The following is a 26,535-nucleotide window of genomic DNA, read 5'->3' as shown; positions in this document are numbered from 1 at the left end:
AACGGAATGCGACCATTGAAAGGAAAAGTTTTTGCCTATTGACCTCAGCATGAGAATCTAACTGTCTGCGGTCGAAATAGTGAATTCTGCCTCGTATGCCGAGTTCCACACGTTCTCTGAACAATGAGGCCCTGGAAAGTGCTGGCTTCACCCAAGTGATCCTGCATATTACTCGACCAGTGAGTGCAAGAAAGCAGGGTTTTTGAGAAAGCTCATCGCCAGAATAATTGTACAGATTCCACCAGTTTCATTTCCAAATTTACAGCCATGATGAGAAAAGGAGTTGTTCCTGATGTTGAATATTCAGACAATTGATATCACGACAAATGACATCGACCTGTCCGGTCAGGTTGATGATTTAAGTGGAGAGGCAAGAGTTGTGGCAACAACCTTTGCTCCCGCATCGTCATTGGAACATGCCGGGATACTCGTTGTCCTGGTGCACGGTGGGTCTTATACCCGTCGCTACTGGGATCTTATTGTCCCTGGATACGAGCGCGATGCCTATAGTTGTGCGCTCTACTTGGCCCAGCGTGGACATGTTGTGGTAACGCTCGATATGTTAGGGACAGGCGAGAGCAACGTTGCCATCAGTGGGGGTCAGCTAACACCGCAAATGATGGCTCAAGCCATAGACCTGGTAATACGGCGGGTAAAGCAAGAAAGTACCACAATTCTGTGTGGACACAGCATGGGCGCTTACATCTCACACCTGGCGCAGAGTACATTTGCCAGCGCCGATGCGCTGATGCTGCTGGGAAACAATATCGGCCAAATCAGGGATATTGGCATTAACCTGGATATGGTGTTGGGGATGGTGGATGAGGGTTATATCTCTGTCCCACGCCCATTCCTCTACCCTTTCTTTCACGGTTCGTTTCCACCTCCGACTGAAGTAATTGCGGCTGATGATGCCTATAACGTACCGGTTCCTCTTCAATTGATGCAGGGCATGCTCACACCTGGGAAACAAGTTCAACTGGCAAGAAACATCACGGTTCCGCTGCTTTTGGTTTTTGGGGAAGAAGACTCAGTGAAGGATCCAGGGGATGAATTGTCGTATTTCCCAATGCTTGTTCGCGGACGGCGTTTATTTTGCCCGCTTCTGCTCACTGTCACAATTTCTCAGCGAATAGGACTCAACTGTGGGAAATCATGAACCGATTTGCTCGTCTTGCTCAAAGCATGAACACTACAAGCCAACTAGCAGAAGCCGACCTTTAGTAGTCATGGACTCCGGCGTCAGATACCCCATGCATAAATGTCTGATTCTTACCCACATTTAGGAAGTGATAGAATCAAGGATGAAGACGCAAGAAGTATGAGACGCCAAGAGTTGGGCCGAGCACACCTTTGGGAACGTCCAATTGCACGATAGCCGCCGAACGAGACGCACCATCCAGGCAGCCAGCAACCTGGCGGAGAACCCTCTGGGTTCGCTGCCTGCTCAAATGCACGACTGGAAAGGGGCAAAAGCCTTGTATCGTTTGCTCAACGAGCCAGACGTGACCTTTGCTGCCTTGATGCAGCCGCATGTTCAACAGACGAGGGAACAAGCTGCATCCTCTGCAGTGATGTTGCTGGTACAAGATACCACCGATATCGATCTGTCGCATCGCCACAAGATCAGTGGGACGGGGCAAATTGGCAATGAACGTGGGCGTGGTTTCGCGCGTGCAAACAGTGCTTGCTGTGCGTCCCCCTACCAAGGAAGTGCTTGGCTGTATGGCTCAAGAACCCTTTGTGCGCATTGCAGCACCCAAAGGGGAACAACGCCATCAACGGCTCAAACGCAAAGAGCGTGAAACCGATGTCTGGATGCGCCAGGTAGGTGCCATTGGGAAGCCTAAGCCAGGAAGCACTTGGGTCCATGTTGGGGATCGAGGCGCGGATATGTTCCCGTTTTTCCTCGCATGCCAAGCGAACCAGACGCACTTTCTGGTGCGAGCGGCTCAGAATCGGCGCACGGAAGCGGACGAGGAAGAGATCACGTCTTCTCTGGATCGCGCCCGCGCCTTTCCAAGTCAGCAGAGCCGTCCGCTGGAGGTGCCAGCTCGGCATGGACACAAAGCGCGTTCGACCCAGGTTCAGCTTGCCTTCGGACACATGACCCTCTTGCCCCCACGCCATGAGCCGCAAGCGAGCAACGACCCCTTGACCGTCTGGGTCATCCGCGTCTGGGAAGAACTGGCTCCGGAAGGTGAAAAACCGTTGGAATGGATCTTGTTGACCTCGGTTCCCACCACGACGCTCGAACAAGCACGGGAGCGTGTGGACTGGTATCGGCAACGCTGGCTGGTCGAGGAGTATCACCAATGCCTCAAAAGCGGGTGTCGCATCGAGGAACGACAATTGCAAACGGTTGACGCTCTGATGCGCTTGTTGGGGGTGTTGTCTCCACTTGCCGTGCGCTTGTTGCAGGTGCGTGCCTACGCTCGTGAAGCGCCACAACGCCCAGCTTCTGAGGTGATTGAGCCTCTAATGCTTGCGGTGTTGGCCCAGCGCTCTGGTCACTCGCCTGCCACCATGACACTGGGCACCTTCTGGACGGAAGTGGCACGGCTCGGTGGTTATCTGGCGCGTCGTCGTGATGGTCCTCCTGGATGGCGAACCATCTGGAAAGGCTGGCTCTCCTTGCAAACGCTTCTTGAGGGCGCGCATCTCGCTCTTCACCTCCATTTGTAGATGTGGGTAAGAATCAGGCCTTGAGGCATGGGGATACAGAGGAAACTGGAAACGTGCGTTTCGAAGGCATCACACTCCACGATGACCGTGAGGTACAATACCCTGCTGGTGTGGTGCCGATTGTCCTCGTTTCTCTACCGCATTGGCGCATAGCTCGTTCCTGTGTTGTGAAACAGCACCTGCAACCCATTGACCGTCACCACCAGATCAGGATGCGTTGCATCGCCTGAGAAGGTCAGCAGAACCGGGGCCAGATCCGCGCCAGTCCCAACAAGATGAGGGCCTTGCAGGAGTCGGGCGTGTTCTGGATCACCGCCGGGCACCTCAAAGATGACCACCTGGCCTCTGAGGTTCAGAGCCGTAAAGTGAGTTGGCACGCGTGGATCCAGTTCATGGCCGACGATGTGGTCGACGTGCGTCGTTCGCGGATAGCCATAGCGCACATCGTCCATGAACGTGCTACTCCAGGTGACCACCACAGACCCGGCGAGGGCGAGCAGCAGCGCACACACCATCCCCAGCCCAAGAGGCAGGAGCCAGCTCCCTCCTCGGGACATCTTTGGCTGTGGCGCGGCCTCCCGCAAGAATTCCGGGACCTCTTCGCTGGATTCAGGCGCTGCGCCCGTGGTTTGGCGAACTGAGAAGCACGCGCTGTCTGGACCGCTGGCGCTTTTCCTGGTGACGACATCGGACGGCGGCGCACGACAAGGCTGCGTGGAGCCAGACGTGACTCCTTCTCCTCGAGAGGTGCAGGCATAGTGGTTCCCTCCTTTGATACGCAAAGCACAACAAGGACGAAGAAGAAAGAGAGGGGCCGACGCCGGGCACAAGAGAGGGAAGAACGCTCGTTCCTACGAAGCATACCTGAACCAGAGGGCCCGACGCAACCCACTTTTCCACGAACTTATCCAGGGGGGTGTGCAGCGATTGTGGAGAAAGGGAGCCATCGTCACAGCCAGGCTGGTAGCCAGTTGGCCTGGCTATGATGATGGATCAATTTGGGGATGCCTATCGAGAGTACATGCAACGGACGGGAGGCATTTTTCCAAAGCTGTGAACCCCCCTGTTCGGCTTGAGTCGCGAGCACCGAGTGGTGAATTGCTAGGATCGCGCGTCCTCCCCTCAAGTTTCCTCTCGCCATGCCACTGGCAACCATTCACGCTTTGCTCCTTTGCGGCTAACGAAGCTTTGTGTGGAAATCGGCTCCATTCTTGTTTAGTATGGAGAAATTGCCAAGGGATAGACGTCATCGAAACGATGAGAAGGGCGCATTCCCACATGAAATCCGCTCTTCTCCGAGAACACCTCCCTGAAACAACATCTCTTTGGTCGAACGTGATAGCAAAAGAAGTGAAGAAACACCCTCTGTATAAGAAGGCAAGTGGAAAGGCAGAGAAATGGTTGAAGAGCGTGTGTGCCGCGATTGGCTTGATGTGCAACAAGAGCTCTATGCAAACTCCTGGGATCAAGGGTTGGAACGTCACCGCTCGCATCTCGCCTTTCGTGGCCTTACAAACGCCAAATTTCGGCTCCTGACGACACTCCAACGAATGGGGGGCCCATATGAGACGCTTGAGCCGCAACTCCTCAAAAACTTTCGTAAATATGCGTATGATATGGTTGTTTCCACCAATCCTGGTCTTGTCCTGAGTTCCACTGGCAACAGCATATGGAACTGGTTAATCATGGGACGGCACCATGGATTGCCCTCACGATTGCTCGATTGGACCTATTCCCCCTATATTGCGTTGCATTTTGCGACCGAGGATGTGCAATATGAACATCCTCCCGTCGATGGGGTCATCTGGTGCGTCGATTACACAAAAGCTCATAAGCTCCTTCCTGATCAGCTGCAAACAATTCTTCGCGCAAGTATTTCAGACGTCTTCACGGTGGATATGCTTACGCAAGTGGCAGCCAATTTAGATGAGTTTCGTGTTTCTCGCACCCGTGGTATGCAGGCGAGTGATTTCATCATGTTCTTTGAGCCACCCTCATTGCATGCTCGTGTGATCAACCAGTTTTCTTTATTATCGGTGATGACGAGTTCGACAACGATCCTCGATGAATGGCTCGAAGAGCATGCCGAGCTGTGTTATAAAATTGTGCTTCCAGCCAAGATCAAATGGGAACTTCGTGATAAACTGGACCAGGCAAATATCAATGAACGAATTCTCTATCCGGGCCTCGATGGGCTTTGCCGCTGGTTGCGAAGGTATTATGGACCTCGGACCAGTACTCTATAACCAAGCTTCATTGCGAGGCGCGCCTCCAGGGTCGCACTCCAGATGATACCTATATATGGTCAAACCTACTAGCCGTGCGTGCCCTTCGGGAACCGCTTCTGGAGCGACGCGTTTTTTGTAAGCATAAAATGGCGCATGATTGAAAATGGATAAGCTTAACTACCATGCAAGCCCAAACAGCCAATGGAGGTCAGCGTCACCACGAGTATCGGTGTGGCTGCGTATGGGGTCCATGGGACCCAACCGAATCACTTGATTGACCAGGCGGATCAGGCGATGTATCAGGCCAAGTTGGCCGGGCGCGATGGTGTCTGCGTGGCCGGCGCGCGGACAACCCTGCCTGATCAAATGCTCTGACGGCCATTTCGTCTCCTCTCTCGTCCTTCTACAGGAGAGATCAGAGATATTTCTCCTGTAGAAGGACGAGAGACCTAAACAGACCAGTAAAGCCATATCAGGCAAATATACACCTCATTGCCATAGTGTGAGATATTCCGACATTTGGATGATTACCGTCTCTTTTTTCCTTTCTATACTCATATCAGGTAGCTGGAGAGGTGGAGAGAAAAGCTTTGAAAAGCTTCAAAAGATCCAACTCAGAAGTAACCCAGCTCCCGTCATCAAAAGTGCGTTTGAGCCGGGAATACACCAGGATACACCATATGGAGAATAGAGAGGCATCCTGGCACGGTTGAACTCAAAGAGCTCGCTGCTCATCAATTTGCGCCCAAAATGTCTCTCCGTCAGGAGGAATGGGATCTTCTGGAATCTGAAGGGCATCGATGAAGGGCATCGATGATAGACACGGCCTTCTGATTCATAGTAGGGTGAACCTCATAGAGATCATGATGGCGTCGTAGCCCTTCAGATCGCTCCTCAAGATATCGACGAGATCATGATGGCGTCGTAGCCCTTCAGATCGCTCCTCAAGATATCGACCCACACCAAGGGGATCTCCACCAGCAAGCGCTAAAACCGCCCAGTAGTGAATGAACCAGCGATCCTCACTTCGAACACAGGCCCGATTATGCATCATAATGGTCCACACCGCACGACGCCAGCGTTCTCTTCTCGCTGCAGGGGTTTGAATGCCCACCAGATGAGAGTATGGCAGTCGCTCATAGGAAACCAGGGCCTCAGACATGCCTTGCTGCAAGCGATCTTGACGCACCAACTGATGAAAATACGCCACAGGATCAACAGCTCCACTGCATTCCAATTCTTCCAAGAGGGTAAGCAGGGGGGCTTCTTGCCTTTCCCGATCTCGTGCCTGGCGCACCAACAACAGCATCACCTCTTTCGGATCAGAAAGCTGCCAATCCATCTGCAACGACTCGACCATGCTGTCATCTGACCGATTATTGGCGTGATTGCCAGATAATATGCCATGGTTTTACTGGCTTCATAGCAACCAACCTCTGCCGCTGGCAAACACCCGCTCGATGAGCGAGGACAACACTGGTCACCTATGGGGAACGCGGATGTTCACCACACAATGACGCTCTTCCCTGACAACTCCTCACGGAAGCTGCATTTCCCCAATGCGCAAGACCTCCAGGTGAATGCACGCTGACGAAACGTGGAGACGTGCGAGCATGTCTCATTCTCCCTCAATCGTCTTCTGCTCGCGGCAAGGGTGAGGATTTCTCCCATCTTTCTCGCTACTCCGTGGAGTGGCAACCGGATGAGCGAAGCCTGGCGAGAGTGGGGAATCCAAGACTCTTTCAGCATCCGTATCAGAGTGCACAACTCGACCTCTGGGAGGCGGCTCAGGTGGAGTGGTATGTCATCTTGCGCGCGAAACCGTATAGATCGCGCACGCGACACAAGCGGAAAGGACAACTCTTGATGTTGCAGCTCCCTTTGCTTGCCGAGGATGCGTAAACAGATGCGCGAGAACACCCCAAGCAAAGACTACGCCTTTCTCTTGACTTTGGAGCATCACTATACTGAGAAGTGGATAAAAGACGGAGTTTGCTAACATTGTTAAGATCGTCAAAGGGAATCATCTTGCCAGGGACTCAGAAGCATCAGACCAGAGAAGCACATGCTTTGAAAGGGGGGTCCATCTCAGGAGCAAAAAACTATGACTCTCTCTCATACTCCAGATCCTGAGGAGAAAACGCCATTGCTGCAGCGATCAACAGTGCCCACCGATCGCTTTCTGGCAGTGATGCAGGGAACCGCAGATCTCTTTTGGATACTCACGCCAACAGGCAAGATGCACGACATTACCTCCAGTTGGCTCTCCTTTACCGGCCAGACAGAGCATGATGCTTCTGGACGCGGATGGCTTGAGGCGGTGTATTCCGCCGATCGACCCCGTATGGAAGCACTCCTTGCCCACGTCATTCATCCTGGCCAATCACTTGAGAGCAAATGCCACATTTGCCGCCAAGACAGGATCTATCGTCTCATGTCCTTGCGCATGTTTCCCGTCTGCACTGTTGCGGGAACGGTGTGCGAACTCGTGGTGAGTGGGATGGATATTACAGTGGAACAGATGAATGAGGCCCAAATCCACCTGGCAATGGAGACATCTGCTGTGGGTTTGTGGCAATATAATCTGAGCACCCGGCACTTCATGGCGACCGAGCAATGGAAACGACTGTATGGATTACAGCCTGATGCTCCCGTCACCTTTGGCGCCTTTCTGGCTCTGGTCCATCCTGAAGATCGCGCACGGATTGAGAATGCCATCACCCAGACGCACACCGCGAATTTCACCTGCTCACAGCAGTTCCAGGTCCTCCGACCTGATGGGAGCCTGCGCTGGATGACCAGCCAATTACAATACCTCGCTGATGTCCCCAACCAGTCCGGTCGCTTGATCGGTTCGGCCATGGATATTACCGAACTCAAGGAGACGCAGGAGCGGGTCACAGCCATCCTCAAAAGTATTACGGACACCTTCGCTCATGTCGATAGAGAATGGCGATTTACCTATATGAATCAGCGAGCGCAAGAGTTGATTGGCCTCAATGAAGAAGCGTTGCTGGCCCAGCGTTTGTGGGACATCAGGCCAGAACTGCTCGGCACCCCTTTTGAACGCAATCTTCGTACCGCGATGGAGACGCAACAGCCAATCCATTTTGAGTATTTCTTCCAGCAAGCACAGAGATGGGCCGCAATCCATGCCTACCCAGCCTTAGCTGGTCTCTCAATCGCCATGCAGGATATCACGGAGCGCAAAAGCGCAGAAGCGGATCTCCGTGAAAGCGAAGTATGCTTCCGCCATTTTGTGGATGCGAATCTGCTCGGCATCATTGTACACGATCAGGAGGGAAACATTCTTGAGGCCAATGACAACTTCCTCTCGCTGATCGGCGCAACGCGCGAGGATGTGACCACGGCGGGCTTTCACATGAAGGATGTGACTCCCGCGAGTACTGGGCGAGAGATAAGCAAGCCAGAGAAGAACTGTTCGCAACCGGCACGTATCTGCCGTATGAGAAGATTTATCACACAAAAGGAGGCAGGCAGGTTCCCGTCATGGCTGGGGGAACCCTTATGCACCCGGAACATCCCTCCTCTTCATTGATTCTCGCATTTGTCCTGGATCTCACCGCCCAGAAGGAGTGGGAACGGCAAACACAGTTCTTTTTGAGTATGACAGGCCATGAATTGAAAACCCCACTGACTGCACTTAAAGGGATGTTTCAACTTTTGCAACGCAAGGAACAACGTCTGCTCTCCGCCAGTGTCGTACTGGAACCCGAGATGTGTAGCTTCCTTGAGACGCTCTCGGACCGTCTTGTGGCTGCAGTTCGACAGGTCGATATCCAAACCCGTTTAATTAATGACCTGCTGGATATTTCTCGGATTCAGACAAACACTCTGCAACTGGAGATGCAACGCAGTGATGTGATCAGCATCGTCAAGACAACGATTGCGGATCTGCGGCTGATGGTTCCCGAGCGCACGTTGCACCTCGAACTTCCAGAACAGGCCACCATCACAGTGCTGGCCGATCAGGATCGTATTCGCCAAGTGCTCACGAACTATGTGACCAATGCCCTGCGTTATTCGAGCCCAAGCCTGCCTGTCGTCATTGGCGTGACGCTTCAGGAGAACCATGTACGCGTCTGGGTGCGTGATCAGGGACCAGGTCTCACAACAGAAGCGCAGAAGGCGATCTGGCAGCGCTATCACCAGGCCAAAAGCACTCCTATTCAATCGGATGTTTTGGGGAAAGGATTAGGTCTGGGCCTCTACATCTGTCAGACACTCATTGCCCAACATCAAGGCGAAGTCGGCGTGGAAAGTGCGCCAGGAGAAGGCTCGACGTTCTGGTTTAGGTTGCCCATCATCACGTAGGCAAACAACGTCTTGAAAGAACGATCCTTTTTTCCGAAAGGGAGCGCGATCAATTTACTGGAGCGAACCCTTGATAGCAGACCAGAAGGTAAGTCAAGGCAACATCTGCTGATAATATGCTGCTTCAAATTCAGCGGGAGGCAGATATCCCAGGCTCGAATGCAAGCGCTTGGTATTGTAGACATCGTCAAGGAATTGGCCGATGTTGCTGTGTGCCTCCTCAAAGGTCTGATAGGCTTTGAGATACACCTCCTCCTGCTTTAAGGTCTTGAAGAAGCTCTCCGCCTTGGCGTTGTCATAGGCGTTGCCCTTAGCCGACATACTGACCTGAATCCCCACACTCTGGAGCCTTTCCACAGAGGCAGTGCAAGCATACTGCACACCACGATCCGAATGATGGATCAGCCCTGGTTTCACCTCTCGTGTTGCCAGCGCGTTTTCCAAGGCCCCAAGCACCAACAAGGCATCCATCCGGCGTGAGAGGTTCCACCCGACACACCGCTGAGAGGAGGCATCCACAATGCAAGCCAGGTACACAAACTCGCTCCTGAGCCGGATGGAGGTTAAGTCCGCCACCCAGATCACATCGGGAGCGCCTGGCGTGTATCCATTGACCAGGTTGGGATACACCGGGTAAGGATGATGCGAGTCAGTCGTGCGCACAAAATGCCGCTTTAAGTGACACAACAGGGACTCTTCCCGCATGATACGCAAGATCCGCTTATGGTTGATATGCCGACCTGCTCGCTGTAATGCCTTCGTCACACGACGATACCCATAGCCTGGAAAATCCAAGACAATCTGTTCGATCTCATCACGCAATGCCACCTGCTCTTCCTGTTTCCAGCTTTCATCCGGCTTGTGGTGCTTGGCAGAGTACCATGCGCGATTGATCTGCATCAGTTGGCAGAGCTGACGAAGAGAGAAGGGCATCTGCTCCTCTAAAGCATGCTCAACAACGGCATGCCGTTGCTCAACGGGAGCTTGCCCAAGGCTTTTTTTAATAAGGCATTCTCCATCGCCAACTGCCCACAAAAGCGCTCCAATTCGGCAATTTTCTCCTCTGCAGATGGCTCAGTTTCTCCCCTGCTCACAAAGGCGGCTTCTCCATGCAACTGGTATTCTTTTTGCCAGCGCGAGATGACACTGGGCGCAAGATTCTACTCTCGACAGACTTGGGCTGGACGCCGTTCACCAGCTGTTAATTGGCGCACTACCTTGAGTTTCAATTCTCGTGAGTGAACCCTTCCGCTCATCTGTTGGCTCCTTTTTTGACTTCTCTTCTCACTCTACCACTGCCTTCCTCAACTCTTGGTCTGGCTCCTTGGGTTCACTCCAGGCTGCTTCTTGTTCCCTCTTTTCTCTGCTCTTTCCCTTCCCCCTCCATACCCCTCATGTTCTTCTTCAGATTTCCCCCCAATTACTCCGCAAAAAAAGAGGCCGATCCTCTTCTTCCCTTTCTTTGAGTTTTTTTTGCACACTCTTTAAGGTCCTGGTGCCAATACGCTCCAGACGCCTCTTCACCAAACCCAACACACCCATTCCACTCAGCATCTCCTGCGCTGTTCTTCCGCCAATGACCCTCTCCTGCCTCGCACACCCATCGCTCACTTTGCTCCTATTTTGCACGCTCCAGGATCCTCTTTTTGGCAGGCTCCGTGAGGGATTCCTCTCCTTTCCTCGCTCTTTCTCCATCTTTTTCACTCTTTTTCCGCTCAAACATCCTTGCTTCCCTCACTCATTCCCTCAATTCTTCCCTCATTTATTTCGCTGATTTACACAAGCATACATTCCACACGGTGGAAAAAGGGCCTGTCAGCATTTCGGGAATGGTGCCAATATTGCCACAAGTAGTTCCATTTGCTTCGGGATCGATCAACGTCAACTTATATGCGAGGTACGCCTGTATCTGGTCTAATTCGGCTTTTTTTCTGTCGATCTCCTTCATCTTCGAGCGAAGAAGCTCAACTTTTCTTTGGAGAGAAAGTTCATTCGCCTCATCTGCGCTGATGAGTTCTTTGAGCTCTGCTAATGTAAACCCTGCTGCCTGACCTGCTTTGAGCATCAGGAGATAAGGAACCGTCTCCTCGGAATAATCCCGATAATTGTTTCCCTCGCGGCGGATAGCGTGCTTCCTGAGGAACCCTTGTTTCTCATAAAAACGTATCGTATGACGTGTCAAACCGGTCTTTTCTTCTAATTCTTTGATGCGCATGGGAATCTTCTCCTAAAACGACTTGACTATAGACACGGCTCTATAGTTTACACTCTGAGCATGGAAGAGGCAAGTGCCTTTGAAGAGGGAACAGGGCTTGCCCGAGAGGCTTCCACGTCATTTCAAACAAGCAGGAGATAGGAACCATGACCATGAATAACAAGAGCATGCAAGGAAAAGTTTGCCTGGTGACAGGCAGTAGTTCAGGCATTGGCAAAGTCACAGCCAGAGAACTGGCCAAAATGGGCGCGACCGTGGTGATGGTCTGCCGCAATCGTGCGAAAGGAGAAGCTGTGCGGGCAGAGATCATAAAGGAAAGCTCGAACGACCAGGTCGAGCTGCTCGTCGCGGACCTTTCAGATCTCTCGCAGGTACGTCGCGTGGCCAGCGAGTTCAAACAGAAATATGCTCAACTTCACGTTCTGATCCATAATGCTGGAGGTATTTATGGAGAGCGCAAAGCGACACCTGATGGGTTGGAGCAGACCTTTACGGTCAATTACCTGGCCTCTTTTCTGCTGACAGAGCTGTTGCTGGATGTGCTTAAAGCGAGCGCTCCGGCTCGCATCATCAACGTCAGTTCAGACGCGCATCCTCATGGAAAAATTGATTTTGCCGATCTGCAAGGGGCACAAAAATATAACTTCGTGAAAGCCTATAACCAGGCCAAGCTCGCACAGATCTACTTTACCTACGAATTGGCTGATCGGCTCAAGGACGCAGACGTCACAGTTAACGCGCTTCATCCTGGTCGAGTTCACTCTGGTTTCAACGGCGGCACAAAGGGTCTTATACATGTCTTTGGGGAGGTCCTCTACTTCCTGACTGGTATATCTGAAGAGAAAGGGGCGCAGACGACGCTCTACCTAGCGACCTCACCTGAGGTTGAAAGGGTGAGTGGGAAGTACTTCTCCGACTGCAAGCAGATCCCTTCTTCTACGCATTCTTATGATGCGGAGGTACGCCAACGGCTCTGGAACGTCTCTGAGGAGTTGATCCAACAAAACGAGCTTTCCCAACCCGTTTCAGAAAGATAATCAGAGATGGGATTGGGAGCGAAACGGGTTGCAAGCGCTTCACGGATGCGTGGCGATGAGTCCCTCTTGCCATGAGGCTCTTCTGATGCACATTTTGGGAAGATACAAGAGGAAGCAATTAATGGCAAGGACGCACCCATGGGAGGGAAGCGAAGCATGGTGGGAGAAAGTCAAGTCACTGATCCCGCCAGTTCCCTCGCATGCCAAGGGAGGAAGACCTCGGATGAAAAATCGCAAAGCTTTTGCAGCCATCATGTACGTCTTACGCACGGGGATACAATGGAATGCTTTACCACGGGAGTTGGGAGCGAGTTCCACAGTTAACGATCGCTTTCAAGAATGGGAGCAGAAAGGCTTCTTTAAGGCACTCTGGCGAGCTGGACTCATGGAATATGATGAAGTGCAAGGGATCGGGTGGGAGTGGCAGTCAGTGGATGGGGCAATAATGCAGTGGGTAGTTTGGAGCCAATCAACCAAGCGAAGCAGATCAGGGGTCAGCGTGGAGAACCGTTGGAGCTCTTTGTGCTGCCTGCCATTCTCTGGTGGTATTTTTACATGGTCCAAAAAAGCGTCAGGGCGAGAGATCCATTGCCTGGAGCAACCTGGATTCAAGGTGATGCAGGCAACCGCTACTGCTCTATTCCTCATTGGTGCTACGCTAAAAGAGAAGAACGCAAGTCACCAAGAAAGGAGCAGAGCTATGCCCAAACGTGTGCAAGCCCGAGCGGCACAAGATAAGCAGGAAGAACGCCAGGTGCGCAAACTCGCCAGGAGCCTTCATGCCCCAGCCGATTGGAAATTTCATGCCCACATGGTGGTCGAGAGTTGGGCAAGCAAGGCGCCGCAAGAGATCGCCACCACGCTCTGATGCCATCCCAGGACCGTGTGCATCCACCTGAACCGCTTTAATGCGCAAGGGGTCAACGGCCTGGGGATGCGGGAAGGAGCAGGACGCAAACCGCGTTTGACTGAGCAGGAGCGCAGCCGGATTCTCGCCCTGGCGAAGCAACCACCCCCTGGGAAATTGGAAAGATATGCGGATGGAACCCTGGATGCCCAAGATGAGGAAGGGTCGGCCCAATGGAGCCTGAATGCCCTCACCGACTCTGCCCATGCCGCGGGTATCCAGGTCGAACGGAGCCAGATCCGACGTATGTACCTCCGCGAAGGCAAGCGCTGGCGCCATACTCACAGTTGGGGAACCAGCGATGACAAAGACGCGTGTCCCAAAAGGACTGCGGTCGTCACCCACTCCACCCAACCGCCAGCGGGATCGACGACCATCTGCGCCGATGAGCTCGGACCGGTAACCCCGCGCACCTTCGCGCCAGCCCCTGGGTGGTCGCCTGATGGGCATCGCATCAAAGCTCCCCTGGAATACAGTCGTGGTGATGACAAGGTGTGGATCTATGGAGCCCTGCGGGTCCGCGATGGCAAAGAATTGACCAGATGTGCGGCTACGCGTCATTCCAAGAACTCCATCGAGTTGCTCAAGGACATCGAAGCAGACAATCCAACGGGGGAGATCTTCATTATCACGGATCATCTGAGCAGTCATAACAGCCTGGAAACTCGCACCTGGCTTGCTGACCATCCACGCATCCAGCACCTCTTTCTTCCCAAAGGAGCGTGTTGGCTCAATCTGCAAGAAGGGTGGTGGCGCCTCTTCCGACGTGATGCCTTCGCAGGCCAGAGTTTTGCCAATGCTCATGAGATCGAGCGAGCGATGCAGGTCGCTACGGCCCAACTCAACCACCGAGCCAAACCCTGGATCTGGGGTCGGCCTCCCAGAACGCGGCGCCACCTGCATCGTCTCTTTTGTTACCGCCTTTGAGGAATGTAGCAGTAGGGAGGTTGCGTGAGCCAGGAGGCACCCCCTCCCCAGCGACATGCGATTCTATTTTCAGGAGAAGTCAAGCGCAGAATGTGTGTCGTATGCTTGCCACGGTCAGGCTTCTTTCCTCGTGGGAAGGGTGACCGTAAAGGCCGATCCTTTTCCGACGTTGCTCTCCACGGCAATAGTTCCTCCATGGTGCTTGACGATCTCCGCAACAATGTACAATCCCATGCCCAAGCCAGGAATTGCCTTCTGCTGAGGGCCAGCGACCCGATAGAACCGATCAAAGATCTTGTCGCACAACTCACGCGGAATGCCCAGGCCATGATCCAGTACCCGGATCGTGATCGCTTCGTCAGAGGCAGAGAGCTCCACTTCGACGGTCTCTGCGCCGGGAGAATACTTGATGGCATTGCTGAGCAGATTGGTAAAGACCTGACCGAGTCGATCTTGATCCCCAATGAAACTGATTCCTACGATGCCATGTATCAGGATGCGATGGGTCGTCTTGATCTGCTGCATTGTGTCGACTATCTCCCGCAACAATGCGTCGAGATCCACCATCTCCTGCCGGTACTCTACCCTGCCTGCCTGGATCTTGGAGACATCGAGCAACTCTTCCACCAGTCGGGTGACTTTCTTGATCTGAGTCTCCATGCTGGAAAGAGCCGGGGCCTGATCAAGCATGCCTTGCCTGGATAGTTGTCGGTGGAGCAAGGTGGTCTGTAGTTTCAAGGCAGTGAGTGGGTTCCTCAGTTCATGGCTAGCCATACTGATGAAGGCATCTTTGCGTTGTTCGAGTTCCTTGCGCGCTGAGTTATCCAGAGCAAAGCCGATCATCTGGCGCGGCTGTTCCTGGAAGAGAACGCCCCCCTGCAATATTGGCAGACGACTTCCATCTTTACACACCAGTTCGGTTTCAAAGGGTGTGTGCTGCCCGCATGTGACGACCTCCTGGGTCGCGCGCTCGAAGAGAGGTGTTTGTTCTGGGGAGATGACTTTCATCCTGGTCAGTGTTCTGCTATTCAAGTCCTCTCGGGTATAGCCGGTCATGTGAAGCCAGGCGTCATTGGCTTCCACCAGGACGTCCTCCTCCCCTTCAACAAAGATAATCCCAATAATATTGGAGCCGATGAGGGCACGGATGTGTTCCTGGCTCTGGCGTAGGGCTTCCTCGATCCGTTTCTGCTCCTCGATGTCAGTGGCAGTTCCAAACCACATGACGATCTGGCCTGCTTCATCGCGTACCGGTATAGCGCGCGTAAGGAACCAGCGATATTCCCCGGTCTGAGCATGTTTGAGGCGCTCTTCGTGCTCAAACATGTCTCCCGTCTCCATGGCGTGCCGCCAGAGCGTTTGAGTGCTTTCCTGATCATCGGGATGGATGAACTGGAGAGATAGCCATTTGTCGTTGTGTGTGTGTTCTAACGTGAACCCGGTATAGTCACGCCAGCGCTGGTTCGCGTACTCATACACCCCATTGGCGCGGGCCATCCACACCAGTTGTGGTACCGTTTCGGCCAACACTCGCCAGTTTTCCTCGCTCGTTTTGAGCTGTTGCTCTGCCCGTTTTCGCTCCTCAATGTCAGTGCAGATGCCAATATATTTGAGGATTGTGCCATGTACATCTTTGTGCGGCACAACTTGCATCAGAAACCAACGATAGGCTCCCGTCGTGCCCTGGCGCAGGCGCTGTTCGGTTTCGTATACCCCGCCGGATTGGAGAGCGCGTTGCCACACGGAGAGGACGCGTTGCCGGTCATCTGGATGGGTACATTGTATCCACTCATCCCCTCGGGCCTCATCGGCACTCAGGCCAGTATAATCACACCAGCTTTGATTATATGCATCGACATATCCGTCTGGTTGCCCGGTCCAAACGAGTTGAGGGATAGTATCGATGAGGGCATGGATTTCTGCTTCGGCGTGCTTGCGCGCAGTAATGTCGATGCCAGCGAGGACGAGGTACTCGATATGGTGTTCCATATCCAAGCGGGGGGTAATCGCGATTTCCAAATGAAGGTCCATGCCTTCTCTGGGGTGAACGAGGACCTCGAAATGCATGGTTTTGCCTGTGCTAGCTTGCGCAATGGCGGCGTGTAATTGCTGACGGTCAGGAGAAGAGGACCACCAGGGACTTTCGATTAAGGGCCTGCCAACGACCTCCTCGCGTCGGATGTGTGCATCGGCTAAAAGGACCTCATTGAGATCCAATATGATTCCCTCGGGGGTCAGCAGTATAATCCCAGCATGCATGTTTTCGAGGACCTCCATGTAGAGGGACTCGCGCTGAGGAACCATTTCCTGGTGGCGGGCAAATATATCCATTGTATGGAACTGCAACGTGAGGCCTCCGATAGTCGGAGAGAGATATACGTGCAACCATGCCTGGGTCACGGGAGAAATATATTGCACTTCGGTCGGTGTCTGGGTCTGTTTCATCTTGAGCATGGCCTGATAGAGTGAGGTACATACCAATTGTGGAACAGAGCGCCAAAACGACTTCCCAAGTACGTCTTGCGGGGTTGCTTCGATGATAGTCTGTGCTTGTGCGTTCATGTACACAATGGCCTCGGTCTCATCGAGAAAAAAAACTGCATCAGGAAGCGTGTCAAGAATGGTCATGAGCGTCTCACTCGGGGTAGGCGTGAAACGTTTGGTTTGCCTTGCATTCGACATAGCGCGGTATATGTCCCTTTCATGTGTCCCCATCCCTGGTGGTGAAGATGCATCCTTGCTCTTCCTTCAAGATGTTTAGAAGAACGCATTCGCTTTCTCCACTTTTCCCTCTCCGTAAGCGTTCTCTCTTTATTAAGTACGTATTGGCATCTTCAATGAGTCGTATAAACCTCATCTGTGGAATTATATGTTCAATATCTCTCTGTGGGGCAGCCTAGATGTGCTCGGAAATTTCAAGATGAATCCGCCGCTGAAAGGTTCGGTGAACGGACCTATCATCTGGATACTCTTTGGGCAAATAATTCCACTGACAGCCACGACGAGGTCGAAAAATGATAGCCTCCAAAGCGACGCGTTGATCAATATGTTTTCGCCCTGTCCAATTTGGGTGAATCATTCTTGAACAGAATGCGCTGAATAGGAGACCACAAGGCATCAGAAATACGCCAAAGGGTTGGTGCTGTTTTCCTCCCTGATGGTGGGTGACGCATAACTTCTCCCTTTAGATCAGTTCGAGTCCTCCGTCAACCGTGATGACTTGCCCAGTCAGCCATGTTGCTACCGGGTCTGCCAGCGAGACAATCCAGGATGCCACTTCCTCTGGGGTGCCTCTACGCCCCAGAGGGATTGATGTGCTCTCGTCCTGCTCAATCGTTTCAATCGTTGAGGCTGAAAGCCCAGCTTGTTGGAGGATTGGCGTCTCTGTCGGACCAGGAGCGACGGCGTTGACCCGAATACCACGAGAGGCAAGTTCGAGTGCCCAACAACGGGTTAACTGCTCAAGAGCAGCCTTACTCGCCGCATAATAGGTGCCTTGCGCCGTAGGTCGATGACCATAGGTGCTTGAAATGTTGACAATGGCTCCCTTACTCTCTGTCAAGGCGCCCAGCGCAGCTTTGCTCAGCCATGTAGGGCCTAACACATTTGTTTGAAAAAATGGAGATAGCCTGAGCAGAAGTCACGGTTTCAAGCGAGGCTAACGCAAACATCGCAGCATTATTCACGAGCACATCAAGTTGCCCCCACAGATTGAGAGCATACTTCACCACGGCCGTGGCATCTTCCTCACGACTCACATCAGCAACCATACTTGCAATCTGCTCGTGGCTTCTTGCGGCATCTTTCAGAAGATTAGGACGACGGCCGACAACGAGCACATGCCCTCCTTGTTGCGCAAAAAGCTGGGCTGTAGCTAGCCCAATGCCTGAACCTCCACCGGTAATGATGATCCCTTTTCCATCAAAACGAGCCTGATTGTAGTGTTGTAGAGACTTCATGATTGTTCACTCCTTTTACTTTTCAAGCGGCTTCAGGAAGCAGAGGTAAAGAGCATCTCTGCAATATAACTTGGCTTGTAGCCTGAATTCAAAAAATTGGGTGCGGAATGTGGGCTCGACTTATCTTTTGTCTACGTTCTTCATATTGCCGGCATACATCGAGCCCGACAAGCAATTGGATCACCTCTTCATAGGTGTGCTGGGTTCCGGGAATGCATGCATAGATGCCATATTCCAACTGCGCTTGTTGCAAGCGCTGCACTTCTTGATGATCGCTTTCCACAGACCCAGTAGTTTGAGAATAGCCATATTGCAGTTCCATGTCTTTGATCTTCCCCTGCCTTGTGCTTCAACGATCCAATTGCTCTTTCCACATCTATTACCATTCAATGTCTCTTCTCATCCTCAAGAACCAGTATCCTTAGGATGCAAGAAGCTCCGCGATCAATTGCAGGAGTTTATCCAAGTCAAAGGGCTTCTGGAGCGTTATGAGATCATCTAACGCACCGTTTTCTTGTGGCAAACTGGCACTCATGAGGAGAATGGGTCTCTGATCGCCTCCTTCTCGATGCTGCAGTTGATCAGCGAGTTCCAGCCCATTCATCCCAGGGAGATGATAATCGAGCAGAAACAGCGCGGGCGTGATTGTTTCCAGTATGGAGAGAGCCATCTCGCCACTTGGGGCAAGAATCCCCTGATAGGTCGCCTCCCATTGGAGCGCTTCCAACAAGAGATCCCCAAGGATGGGATCATCTTCAACAATGAGAATACACTGGACGAGAGGTCTCTCACTCCCGACGTATTGGAGATTTGACATACGCGTTCCTCATGGACTTTTCCGGGGAAGTGTCACGTGAAAGGTTGATCCTTTGCCTCGTTCACTCTCTACTGTGATGGTTCCCCTATGGTGCTTGACGATCTCCGAGACAATATACAGGCCCATTCCTAAGCCGGGAAAGGCACGCTGATGTGGAGCAACCGCTCGATAGAAACGCTCAAAAATTTTCTCGCGCTGCTCTCGTGGAATGCCGATGCCATGATCACGCACGTTCAGCGTCACGGCCTCTTCGGAGGTTTTGATGTCAACCTCTACCCTGTCGGCTCCCGGGGAGTATTTGATCGCGTTGCTGATCAGGTTCAGGAGTACTTGCCCAAGTCGGGCCTTATCCCCGACCAGAAAGGGGGGATGCCCAGCGCGGTCCACGACGATGGTATGGGTTGTCTGCGTCTGTTGCACAATCTCAACGACCTCCTGAAGCACGTCGCCCAGGTTCACCGTTTCCTGGGCATACTCCAGCTTACCCGCCTGAATTTTGGAGAGGTCGAGCAACTCTCCAACCAATCGGATGACGGTATTGAGTTGGGACTCCATCCGGGAAAGCGCTCTCTCTGCGTTGTGAAGGTCTTGCTTTGCCAGTTGTTTTCGCAACAGTTGCGTTTGCAGCTTTAAGGACGTGATGGGTGTCTTGAGTTCATGGCTGGCCATCCCCAGAAAGTGATCTTTACGCTGCTCCAGTTCCTTGTGGGCCGAGTTATCCAACACAAAGGCGATACTTTGGTAGGGGTGATGCCCTAAGAGGACCCCACCCACAAGCACGGGAAGGCGACTACCATCTTTGCATATGTACTCTTTCTCATAGGGCGTCACCGACTGCCGGGTGGCAAGTTCCTGATGGGCTTGCAGGGTGCGAGCCAGATACTCTGGAGCTGTCATGCGTCTCACGTTCATGCGCCCTTCACGCAAGTCTTCGCGAGTATAGCCAGTCATGCGCAGAAAGGTGTCATTGGCGTCCACAATCTGCTCCCCTTCGATGATATTGATCCCGATAATGCTGGAATTCATCAGAAGGTTGACGCGTTCCTGGCTCTGGAGCAAGCCTTCCTCTGTCCGCTTCTGGTCATCAATGTCAGTACAGGTACCACACCACCTGACGACCTGACCTGCATCATCACGTATCGGTACCCCCCGAGTCAAGAACCAGCGATATTCTCCGGTCTGGCCATTTCTGAGACGTCCTTCGCACGCAAACAGTTCTCCCATGTCCAGAGCATGCTGCCAGAGCACCTGGTTCCTTGCACGATCATCGGGGTGGAGGAACTGGAGATAGTCCCATCGCTGTCTGTGTTCAGGCGTGAACCCAGTGTAGTCACGCCAGTGCTGGTTCGTGTACTCGTGCAAGCCGTTGGGTTGGGCTGTCCACACGAGTTGAGGCATGGTCTCAGCAAGGACGCGAAAGTTCTCCTCGCTAACTTTGAGCTGTTGCTCAGTTCGCTTCTGTGCAGCAATATGCTTGATGAGTGCCTTCCAGAGTGGAAGCGTGAGGTGCCTGGTCCGTTTTCCATTCAACATCATGCAGTAGCTATTCCTTTCATGTGGTCCCATCCCTGGAAGGAAATCGCTTCCCTGCTCTGATATCTCAAAACAGAAGTGAGAGATGTGAGAAGACGCGAACACTCTTCCTCACGAACACAGACAGTTCATTGGCGATCTGCCGGAGGTATTGGGCTAAAACCTCATCACCACCCTATGGGTCTTCCGCGAAGTTGATGATTCAGAGAAAACACCGTTTGCTTGTTGACAAATGGAGAGCCTTTGAGTATGCTTGAGAAGCTGCTTCAGCAAAAACAGACAAGTTTGCAAAAACGGCCAAAAATCCTCTCATGGCTCCTCATCCCCATTTCATCAACTTCGCGGAAGACCCCACCCTATGTACATATGTGATTTGCTTTCTTTGGACGAAAGAAGCCACCCCCCCCCCGCTCGTTGAGCTTGAGAAAGTCCTTCTTCTGCTTGTTTTCGTCGAAGAGAGGAATCACATATGTGTATACAATGTTGGTGAGGTTTGTTGAGGTTGGGTGTCGATCCTGCCTTACTGCTTTACCTTTGAGGGAGAGAGCGGCTGAGCCAATCCTCGAAACGCGTCGGGGCGATCCGAGCGTTCTTGCCCGCAGTGAGGGAGTGATCGCTCAACACTGCTCCAAAATAGCGTGCATTGACGTCTGTGATCACCTCACGCGTGTCTTTTTTTGCGCTCAAGAAGCGGCGAATGAGTTCGTCGAGACGTATCTGTTCGGGACCAGCCACCTCAAGCGTGCCGTTGATAGGCGCCCCGAGTGTGACATCGGCCAGTGCAGCCACAACATCATCCGACAAGATCGGCTGGAGAAAGGCCGGCGACAAGCGAACCATTTGTCCATCGCTGGCCTCCTGGGCGATGCCACCAACGAACTCGAAGAACTGCGTTGCACGAAGGATGGTATAGGGAACCTGCGAAGCCTTGATCAGATATTCCTGGGCCACCTTCGCATGTAAGTACCCACTCTGGGGAAGACGGTCAGCGCCGACGACCGAGAGGGCAACGTGATGTCCCACCCCAGCAGTCGCTTCTGCCGCCAGGAGATGGCGACTTGACGTCTCGAAGAATTCCAAAACGGCCTTGTCTTCCCACACAGGCGCGTTCGCCACGTCGACGACCACCTGAGCGCCGACAAGCGCTTGCGCTACCCCCTCACCCGTAATGGTGTTGACACCTGTGCTCGGTGATGCCGCCACGACCTGATGATCACGCTCACGAAGCTGCTTCACAAGCTTTTTTCCAATCAGCCCGCTCCCGCCAATAACGACAATCTTCATATGAACCTCCTACTCATAAGCCCTCACTGTGGGCGTTCTTATGTACAAACATACAGACGTGCTTGTTGTTGGAGAGGCTGAGAGACGTGGCCTCTTCCATCGCACGTTCCTTTCCCGTGCAACTCAATGCATGAGCTCTTCACACAGCTCGCCACGACCTCTTCCTCATTTCAGGATGGACGAAAGGGGGTTGCAGCCGATCCGTCCTGGACGCACTCACACCAGCATTTCTCTGTGAAGTCGTCGATCAACGAGCACCCAGAAGACCACAACGCTGCGTAATAGTGATTGGAGCCATCTTTTGTGGTGAATGTACTCATGCTCTGGTATCTCCTTTCAAGAGCACCAGCGACAACTGCTTAGGAGTGCTGATTCCCTCGTTCTCAGAACCTCTTTGACCAGCACGCTCTGAAACATTTTGTCTTTTCTGCTGCAAGTATAAAAGCTTGCGCAGAAGAAAGCACTGTTCATCACCGACCATCTCACTTGCCATCTCACTTGCCATCTCACCTTGCTTTGTTGTAAAGATAAATAGTATTCGAGTGAAGTGAAAGACTCGTCCTTAAGAGGACGCCCGACAGACACCAGTAGAGAGGAATCGCTGAGAAAAGCACTATCCATCGGTTGCCATCTCACCTTCCATGGTCGTCCCTGGTTGCGTCGTGGGGGAAGGAAAGAATCTATGACGAAATCGTCGTATCGAGAGCAAGACCACGCCTTCGGTCAGCAGATGTTGGCCCAGCGAACGGCAACCGGACTGACACAGGCAGGGCTGGGAACTATTCTCGGCGTCTCCCGACATACCGTCGGTGCCTGGGAGGCTGGTGAGAGTTATCCCAAGGCCGACCACCTCAAGGCCTTTATCACGTTGCTAGTTGAGCAACAAGGGTTTCAAGTGGGAAGTGAGGAGGAGCAGATCCGAGCCTTGTGGCGCTCGGCTCATCAGAAGGTACTCCTAGATGAGCGATGGCTGCAATCGCTCCTTGGTCAGCAGGTTGTACCCCTGGTAGCAACTCCTGTCGAACAAGTCCATCATCAGAACCTAATCACTCCCTCTCCTGTTGCAAGTGGTCCCAAAGTGGATTGGGGTGATGCGCTCGATATCCCTACCTTTTATGGGCGTGAGGAGGAACAGGCATTGCTCTCGCGCTGGATTCTCCAGGACCACTGCAGGGTGATCAGTGTGCTAGGCATGGGTGGTATCGGCAAATCAGCACTCACAACCAGAGTCATGCATCAGGTCGCATCGCAGTTTGAGGCAGTTATCTGGCGGTCGTTGCGCGATGCTCCGTCCTGTGAGGAGATTGTGAAAGACTGCCTCCAGATACTTGTCCCCCAGGTCCTCTCCGAAGTGCCCATCTCCTTCGAGAGACACCTACACTTGCTGATGCAGCAGCTGCGCAGGCAGCGCGTCCTCTTAGTACTGGACAACGTGGAGACGATTTTAGAGGAAGGCACCGGCACAGGTCGCATACGTACAGGCTTTGACGACTATGCTCACCTTCTTCGTCAAGGAGGCGAGACCGCACATCAGAGTTGTCTGCTGCTGACCAGTCGAGAGAAACCAGTTGATCTGGTGCCCCTAGAAGGTCGCCGTTCACCCGTGCGAACTGTGCGGCTGGCAGGACTGGATACAGAGGCAGGGGCTGAGTTGCTGGAGGAGAAATATGTCGTAAGTCCCTCGGACGAACGGGCGCAGTTGGTCGAGGTGTACCAGGGCAATCCACTGGCGTTACAGATCGTGGCGCACACGATTGTGGAATTGTTCGGTGGGGAGATTGTTCCATTCCTCCAGCAGGGCGAGACTGTCTTTGGGGGCATACGCCAGCTCCTCGACGAACAGTTCATGCGTCTCTCGGCTCTGGAGCAGACAGTGCTGCTGTGGTTGGCGATTCTGCGCGAACCGGTGAACCTGCACACCCTCCTCGCCATCTTGAACACTCCGATGCCGAGGGCGCAGGTCCTCGAAGCGGTGGAGGGACTGCGCCGCCGCAGCCTGATTGAGCAAGGACACCGTGCTGGCAGCTTTACGCTGCAATCGGTGGTGCTGGAGTACGCGACAGCGCGGCTCATTGAGGAAGGAAGCCGTGAGATCGAGCAGGGGCAGTTGGTTCGCCTACTGGAGCATGGACTCTGTCTGGCTCAAGTCAAGGAATACGTGCGGCAGACTCAGGAGCAGTTGCTCGTGGTTCCTCTGCTCACCCGGTTACAGAGCACCTCTCAGGCACCATCCGAGGTCGAGGGGCGCCTGCTCTGCTTGCTCGACAAAGTGCGAAATCGGGACCAGGCGACCCAGGGGTATGGACCGGCGAATCTAGTGATACTGCTGCGCGTGCTGCGCGGGCACCTGCGGAGGCTGGATCTCTCGCATCTAGCCCTGCGCGACATATTTCTGCAAGGGACCGACTTGCAGGATAGCACCTTGTCCCACGCCGTGCTTCAGGAAAGCATCTTCACCGAGCCTCTTGATGCGCTCTTAGCGGTCACTAAGAGCAAGACTGGTGCGTACTGGGCTGCTGCTGGTGGCCGCGGGGAAATACGGGTGTGGGACAGTGACGGACTAAGGCTGTACCATGCCTGGCGCGCTCACACGGAGATGGCCTGGACGATCGCGCTCAGCCCAGATGAACGCACACTCGCCAGCGCAAGCTCGACTGGCGGCATCAAGCTGTGGGAGATCGGCAGTGGCGCGTTGCTCTGGGAAAGCTGGCCTGCTGAGAGCTTTGTCTGGCTCGCCTTTTCTCCAAACGGAGATGTGCTCGCCAGTGGAGGAGTCGATGGGCTCGTTCATCTCTGGGACCCGAAGCTAGGCACTCCTCTCAAAGCATTGCAGTATAGCAGTGGGGTCTTCTGGCTGGAGTGGAGTCCCAATGGACGACTGCTTGCCATTGGCTGCTTCGATGGGAGCATCTGGTTGTGGCAGCCTGAGATGCCGGAGCCTGAGATGCGTGCCAGGGTCTTGATGGCACATACGAGCCGCGTGACAGGATTGGCCTTCTCCCCCGATGGGACCCAGCTCGCCAGCGCGAGCCATGATGGCACCGTCAAGCGGTGGGACCTGATCACGGGCACCTGCCTCCAGACGTTCACAGGACCTACGGACCGGGTGCTGCGAGTGGCGTGGAGTCCCGATGGACGCACGTTAGCCAGCTGCGGCTATGATGCTGCGATTCGGTTCTGGGACATCCAGACAGGCAAAGCGAGCAGAGTGCTGCAGGGACATACTGGTGTGGTGACCAGCTTGGCCTTCACACCTGACAGCCGTACGCTCTTGAGCGGCAGTTACGATGGCACGCTGCGTGTGTGGGACGTGGAGAGTGGAAAGTCGCTGCGCATCATGGGAGGCTATACGGACGCCCTGCTCGATCTCGACTGGAGTCCTGATGGCACACAGCTTGCCAGTTATGGAGCTGATATGCAGGTGACATTGTGGGATGTAAACAGTGGAGCACCGCAGAGCGTGGTGCAGGAACATCGGGACATGGTGCAAGGACAAGGGGTGGCATGGAGTCCCGATGGGCGGCTCCTGGCCAGCGGAGGACGAGACTTCATTATGCTGTGGGACTCATTCACACATGTTCGTCTACACGAGCTGCGCGACCCCGACGCGGTTGGCACCGTCTTTCAGGGGGTAGCATGGAGTCCTGATGGGTGCCTGCTCGCAGGTGGGAGCTATTTGCATGGAGTGCAGGTGTGGGAGATAACCACCCGCATCCGTCGTTGGATGGCACATACGCAGGCGACACGCATTCGTCGCGTGGCGTGGAGTCCCGATGGAAGCATGCTTGTGGGCGGAGGCTATGACGGCTCAGTGTATGTGTGGAATGCCAGTGATGGTATGCAGCAGCAACGGCTGGTGGGACATGAGGGGGTCGTCATGAGCGTGGCTTGGAGTCCTGATGGCAGATGGCTCGCCTCTGGTGGTGGAGGCAGAGAGGGTGGACAACTCTTCGTGTGGAAGATGCAGAGTGGCGAACGTGTGCACATATTAGCAGGGCATTCTGACATGGTCTCATCCGTGGTGTGGAGCCTAAGTGGGAAGGTGCTGATCAGCGGAGACAGCGATGGCAGGGTGCGCTGGTGGGAGGTTGAAAGTGGGCAGTGCCTGCGGGTGCGAGAGGGGCATCAGGGGATGGTACAAGCTCTCAAAGTCTGTCCCGACGGCAGCAGGCTTGCCAGTTGTGGGGATGACGGAACCATTCGGCTGTGGGATCTGCAGAGCGGCGAGGATCTGCGAACACTCCAGCGGGACCGACCCTACGAGCGGCTCAATATTACGGGTATTCGGGGTCTCTCCCAGGCGCAAAAGGCATCGTTGCAGGCGTTGGGAGCCTTTGAGGAAATAAGCATTTGGAGGTAGTGTTACTTCCTCATCTGCCATCACTTTGCATGATGGTGTTCGAGCGGTTCATGCAACGTGATGACAATTTCTTCATCTCTTTTTTGGGGTACCACCATTTTTCCCCATGTAAACTTTGGAATGAAGCGGGTATCCCGCTGGCTTAGTGAAGCCGCTTGTAAGACTCCCGCCCTTCTGGATCTTTTTTTGCTGACAATATTCTTGACAATGTTCTGATGAGGGCTGACATCATCTCATGAGAATTGTAT

At 53.5% G+C, this 26,535-nt stretch carries 25 protein-coding genes and 2 pseudogenes; 12 read left to right on the top strand and 15 right to left on the bottom strand.

Features of this window, described 5'->3' with window-relative positions:
• The first annotated feature begins 292 nt into the window (after positions 1-292).
• From JMJ16_RS10975 to JMJ16_RS10970, 3 genes are all read left to right on the top strand, one after another.
• A complete protein-coding gene (locus tag JMJ16_RS10975; protein ID WP_201381157.1) occupies positions 293-1,159 on the top strand; it encodes an alpha/beta hydrolase in 867 nt (288 codons plus the stop codon).
• A gap of 208 nt (positions 1,160-1,367) precedes the next feature.
• Entirely contained in the window at positions 1,368-1,805 is a 438-nt protein-coding gene (locus JMJ16_RS54010; RefSeq protein ID WP_236601395.1) for a transposase DNA-binding-containing protein, read from the top strand.
• Positions 1,726-2,685, top strand: coding sequence for an IS4 family transposase (locus tag JMJ16_RS10970; protein ID WP_236601394.1), 960 nt, complete (start codon positions 1,726-1,728; stop codon positions 2,683-2,685). The genes JMJ16_RS54010 and JMJ16_RS10970 overlap by 80 nt, the downstream gene beginning before the upstream one ends.
• Positions 2,686-2,819: 134 nt before the next feature.
• On the opposite strand, the gene JMJ16_RS10965 is transcribed toward JMJ16_RS10970, so the two are convergent.
• Both JMJ16_RS10965 and JMJ16_RS10960 read right to left on the bottom strand, forming a co-directional pair.
• Positions 2,820-3,269 carry a hypothetical protein gene (locus tag JMJ16_RS10965; RefSeq protein ID WP_236601393.1) on the bottom strand — a complete coding sequence of 150 codons (450 nt, stop codon included), beginning with the start codon at positions 3,267-3,269 and terminating at the stop codon, positions 2,820-2,822.
• Positions 3,270-3,634: 365 nt separating this feature from the next.
• Entirely contained in the window at positions 3,635-3,841 is a 207-nt protein-coding gene (locus JMJ16_RS10960; RefSeq protein ID WP_201381155.1) for a hypothetical protein, read from the bottom strand.
• Positions 3,842-4,082: 241 nt separating this feature from the next.
• Here JMJ16_RS10960 and JMJ16_RS10955 point away from each other — a divergent pair, with 241 nt between their 5' ends.
• Positions 4,083-4,931 carry an FRG domain-containing protein gene (locus tag JMJ16_RS10955; RefSeq protein WP_201381153.1) on the top strand — a complete coding sequence of 283 codons (849 nt, stop codon included), beginning with the start codon at positions 4,083-4,085 and terminating at the stop codon, positions 4,929-4,931.
• Between the two features lie 183 nt (positions 4,932-5,114).
• Complete coding sequence (locus JMJ16_RS10950) at positions 5,115-5,288, top strand: diguanylate cyclase (RefSeq protein ID WP_201381152.1); 174 nt, start codon at positions 5,115-5,117, stop codon at positions 5,286-5,288.
• Positions 5,289-5,748: 460 nt separating this feature from the next.
• On the opposite strand, the gene JMJ16_RS10945 is transcribed toward JMJ16_RS10950, so the two are convergent.
• Positions 5,749-6,273 carry a hypothetical protein gene (locus tag JMJ16_RS10945; protein ID WP_201381144.1) on the bottom strand — a complete coding sequence of 175 codons (525 nt, stop codon included), beginning with the start codon at positions 6,271-6,273 and terminating at the stop codon, positions 5,749-5,751.
• 245 nt (positions 6,274-6,518) lie between these two features.
• Between JMJ16_RS10945 and JMJ16_RS10940 the strand changes: the two genes are divergently transcribed.
• The 3 genes from JMJ16_RS10940 to JMJ16_RS10930 all read left to right on the top strand — a co-directional run bounded on the left by JMJ16_RS10940 (position 6,519) and on the right by JMJ16_RS10930 (position 9,248).
• Positions 6,519-6,815 carry a hypothetical protein gene (locus JMJ16_RS10940; RefSeq protein ID WP_201381142.1) on the top strand — a complete coding sequence of 99 codons (297 nt, stop codon included), beginning with the start codon at positions 6,519-6,521 and terminating at the stop codon, positions 6,813-6,815.
• Between the two features lie 202 nt (positions 6,816-7,017).
• Positions 7,018-8,472, top strand: a complete 1,455-nt coding sequence (locus tag JMJ16_RS10935) for a PAS domain S-box protein (protein ID WP_201381140.1) — start codon at positions 7,018-7,020, stop codon at positions 8,470-8,472.
• Positions 8,442-9,248, top strand: a complete 807-nt coding sequence (locus JMJ16_RS10930; RefSeq protein ID WP_201381139.1) for a sensor histidine kinase KdpD — start codon at positions 8,442-8,444, stop codon at positions 9,246-9,248. Before JMJ16_RS10935 ends, JMJ16_RS10930 begins: the two co-directional genes overlap by 31 nt.
• Before the next feature lie 93 nt (positions 9,249-9,341).
• Here the strand turns inward: JMJ16_RS10930 and JMJ16_RS10925 are convergent, their stop codons facing one another.
• The 3 genes from JMJ16_RS10925 to JMJ16_RS10920 form a co-directional block, all read right to left on the bottom strand.
• Positions 9,342-10,181 carry an IS3 family transposase gene (locus JMJ16_RS10925; protein WP_236601392.1) on the bottom strand — a complete coding sequence of 280 codons (840 nt, stop codon included), beginning with the start codon at positions 10,179-10,181 and terminating at the stop codon, positions 9,342-9,344.
• Positions 10,182-10,189: 8 nt separating this feature from the next.
• Positions 10,190-10,342, bottom strand: coding sequence for a hypothetical protein (locus JMJ16_RS54005; RefSeq protein WP_236601391.1), 153 nt, complete (start codon positions 10,340-10,342; stop codon positions 10,190-10,192).
• Between the two features lie 668 nt (positions 10,343-11,010).
• The gene (locus JMJ16_RS10920) at positions 11,011-11,463 is read right to left on the bottom strand and encodes a MerR family transcriptional regulator (RefSeq protein ID WP_201381135.1); all 453 of its coding nucleotides are present in this window, start codon (positions 11,461-11,463) and stop codon (positions 11,011-11,013) included.
• A 146-nt stretch (positions 11,464-11,609) separates the two neighbouring features.
• On the opposite strand from JMJ16_RS10920, the gene JMJ16_RS10915 reads away from it, so the two are divergent.
• The 3 genes and pseudogenes from JMJ16_RS10915 (at position 11,610) to JMJ16_RS10905 (ending at position 14,334) form a co-directional block, all read left to right on the top strand.
• Entirely contained in the window at positions 11,610-12,500 is an 891-nt protein-coding gene (locus tag JMJ16_RS10915) for an SDR family oxidoreductase (protein ID WP_201381133.1), read from the top strand.
• 121 nt (positions 12,501-12,621) lie between these two features.
• Positions 12,622-12,945 (top strand): annotated as a pseudogene (locus tag JMJ16_RS10910) (transposase); the annotation flags it as partial.
• Between the two features lie 438 nt (positions 12,946-13,383).
• Complete coding sequence (locus JMJ16_RS10905; protein ID WP_305068085.1) at positions 13,384-14,334, top strand: IS630 family transposase; 951 nt, start codon at positions 13,384-13,386, stop codon at positions 14,332-14,334.
• A gap of 114 nt (positions 14,335-14,448) precedes the next feature.
• Here the strand turns inward: JMJ16_RS10905 and JMJ16_RS10900 are convergent, their stop codons facing one another.
• From JMJ16_RS10900 to JMJ16_RS10855, 9 genes and pseudogenes are all read right to left on the bottom strand, one after another.
• On the bottom strand, positions 14,449-17,016 hold the full coding sequence (locus tag JMJ16_RS10900; RefSeq protein WP_201381131.1) for a PAS domain-containing sensor histidine kinase: 2,568 nt from the start codon (positions 17,014-17,016) through the stop codon (positions 14,449-14,451).
• A 214-nt stretch (positions 17,017-17,230) separates the two neighbouring features.
• Positions 17,231-17,413, bottom strand: coding sequence for a transposase (locus tag JMJ16_RS56920; protein ID WP_201381129.1), 183 nt, complete (start codon positions 17,411-17,413; stop codon positions 17,231-17,233).
• 105 nt (positions 17,414-17,518) lie between these two features.
• Positions 17,519-18,293, bottom strand: a pseudogene (locus JMJ16_RS56915) (SDR family NAD(P)-dependent oxidoreductase).
• A gap of 88 nt (positions 18,294-18,381) precedes the next feature.
• Positions 18,382-18,615, bottom strand: coding sequence for a hypothetical protein (locus JMJ16_RS10880; RefSeq protein ID WP_201381118.1), 234 nt, complete (start codon positions 18,613-18,615; stop codon positions 18,382-18,384).
• A 99-nt stretch (positions 18,616-18,714) separates the two neighbouring features.
• Positions 18,715-19,110 (bottom strand): response regulator, encoded by a 396-nt coding sequence (locus JMJ16_RS10875; protein ID WP_201381116.1) that lies wholly within the window; start codon positions 19,108-19,110, stop codon positions 18,715-18,717.
• Positions 19,111-19,119: 9 nt separating this feature from the next.
• Positions 19,120-20,676 (bottom strand): ATP-binding protein, encoded by a 1,557-nt coding sequence (locus JMJ16_RS10870; protein ID WP_374228945.1) that lies wholly within the window; start codon positions 20,674-20,676, stop codon positions 19,120-19,122.
• Positions 20,677-21,171: 495 nt separating this feature from the next.
• Positions 21,172-21,927 (bottom strand): SDR family oxidoreductase, encoded by a 756-nt coding sequence (locus JMJ16_RS10865; RefSeq protein ID WP_201381114.1) that lies wholly within the window; start codon positions 21,925-21,927, stop codon positions 21,172-21,174.
• A gap of 170 nt (positions 21,928-22,097) precedes the next feature.
• Positions 22,098-22,247, bottom strand: coding sequence for a hypothetical protein (locus tag JMJ16_RS10860; RefSeq protein ID WP_201381112.1), 150 nt, complete (start codon positions 22,245-22,247; stop codon positions 22,098-22,100).
• Entirely contained in the window at positions 22,244-22,432 is a 189-nt protein-coding gene (locus JMJ16_RS10855; protein ID WP_201381110.1) for a hypothetical protein, read from the bottom strand. The genes JMJ16_RS10860 and JMJ16_RS10855 overlap by 4 nt, the downstream gene beginning before the upstream one ends.
• A gap of 177 nt (positions 22,433-22,609) precedes the next feature.
• On the opposite strand from JMJ16_RS10855, the gene JMJ16_RS10850 reads away from it, so the two are divergent.
• Positions 22,610-26,287 (top strand): NB-ARC domain-containing protein, encoded by a 3,678-nt coding sequence (locus JMJ16_RS10850; RefSeq protein ID WP_201381108.1) that lies wholly within the window; start codon positions 22,610-22,612, stop codon positions 26,285-26,287.
• Positions 26,288-26,535: the final 248 nt, after the last annotated feature.

Source organism: Ktedonobacter sp. SOSP1-52 (genome assembly GCF_016587395.1).
The sequence above is the reverse complement of the archived record's forward strand: the minus strand, read 5'-3'. Positions and strand labels throughout refer to the sequence as shown.

What these genes read in the sequence shown, in the direction of transcription:
- JMJ16_RS10935 (WP_201381140.1), top strand. Translation starts at nt 7,018, where the DNA reads ATGACTCTCTCTCATACTCCAGATCCTGAGGAGAAAACGCCATTGCTG.
- JMJ16_RS10915 (WP_201381133.1), top strand. Translation starts at nt 11,610, where the DNA reads ATGACCATGAATAACAAGAGCATGCAAGGAAAAGTTTGCCTGGTGACA.
- JMJ16_RS10975 (WP_201381157.1), top strand. Translation starts at nt 293, where the DNA reads ATGTTGAATATTCAGACAATTGATATCACGACAAATGACATCGACCTG.
- JMJ16_RS10945 (WP_201381144.1), bottom strand. Translation starts at nt 6,273, where the DNA reads ATGGTCGAGTCGTTGCAGATGGATTGGCAGCTTTCTGATCCGAAAGAG.
- JMJ16_RS10970 (WP_236601394.1), top strand. Translation starts at nt 1,726, where the DNA reads ATGGCTCAAGAACCCTTTGTGCGCATTGCAGCACCCAAAGGGGAACAA.
- JMJ16_RS10880 (WP_201381118.1), bottom strand. Translation starts at nt 18,615, where the DNA reads ATGGAACTGCAATATGGCTATTCTCAAACTACTGGGTCTGTGGAAAGC.
- JMJ16_RS10900 (WP_201381131.1), bottom strand. Translation starts at nt 17,016, where the DNA reads ATGTCGAATGCAAGGCAAACCAAACGTTTCACGCCTACCCCGAGTGAG.
- JMJ16_RS10960 (WP_201381155.1), bottom strand. Translation starts at nt 3,841, where the DNA reads ATGGTTGCCAGTGGCATGGCGAGAGGAAACTTGAGGGGAGGACGCGCG.
- JMJ16_RS10865 (WP_201381114.1), bottom strand. Translation starts at nt 21,927, where the DNA reads ATGAAGATTGTCGTTATTGGCGGGAGCGGGCTGATTGGAAAAAAGCTT.
- JMJ16_RS56920 (WP_201381129.1), bottom strand. Translation starts at nt 17,413, where the DNA reads ATGATTCACCCAAATTGGACAGGGCGAAAACATATTGATCAACGCGTC.
- JMJ16_RS10925 (WP_236601392.1), bottom strand. Translation starts at nt 10,181, where the DNA reads ATGCCCTTCTCTCTTCGTCAGCTCTGCCAACTGATGCAGATCAATCGC.
- JMJ16_RS10860 (WP_201381112.1), bottom strand. Translation starts at nt 22,247, where the DNA reads ATGAGTACATTCACCACAAAAGATGGCTCCAATCACTATTACGCAGCG.
- JMJ16_RS10930 (WP_201381139.1), top strand. Translation starts at nt 8,442, where the DNA reads ATGCACCCGGAACATCCCTCCTCTTCATTGATTCTCGCATTTGTCCTG.
- JMJ16_RS10875 (WP_201381116.1), bottom strand. Translation starts at nt 19,110, where the DNA reads ATGTCAAATCTCCAATACGTCGGGAGTGAGAGACCTCTCGTCCAGTGT.
- JMJ16_RS10920 (WP_201381135.1), bottom strand. Translation starts at nt 11,463, where the DNA reads ATGCGCATCAAAGAATTAGAAGAAAAGACCGGTTTGACACGTCATACG.
- JMJ16_RS10955 (WP_201381153.1), top strand. Translation starts at nt 4,083, where the DNA reads ATGGTTGAAGAGCGTGTGTGCCGCGATTGGCTTGATGTGCAACAAGAG.
- JMJ16_RS10870 (WP_374228945.1), bottom strand. Translation starts at nt 20,676, where the DNA reads ATGGGACCACATGAAAGGAATAGCTACTGCATGATGTTGAATGGAAAA.
- JMJ16_RS10850 (WP_201381108.1), top strand. Translation starts at nt 22,610, where the DNA reads ATGACGAAATCGTCGTATCGAGAGCAAGACCACGCCTTCGGTCAGCAG.
- JMJ16_RS10950 (WP_201381152.1), top strand. Translation starts at nt 5,115, where the DNA reads ATGGAGGTCAGCGTCACCACGAGTATCGGTGTGGCTGCGTATGGGGTC.
- JMJ16_RS10855 (WP_201381110.1), bottom strand. Translation starts at nt 22,432, where the DNA reads ATGGCAAGTGAGATGGCAAGTGAGATGGTCGGTGATGAACAGTGCTTT.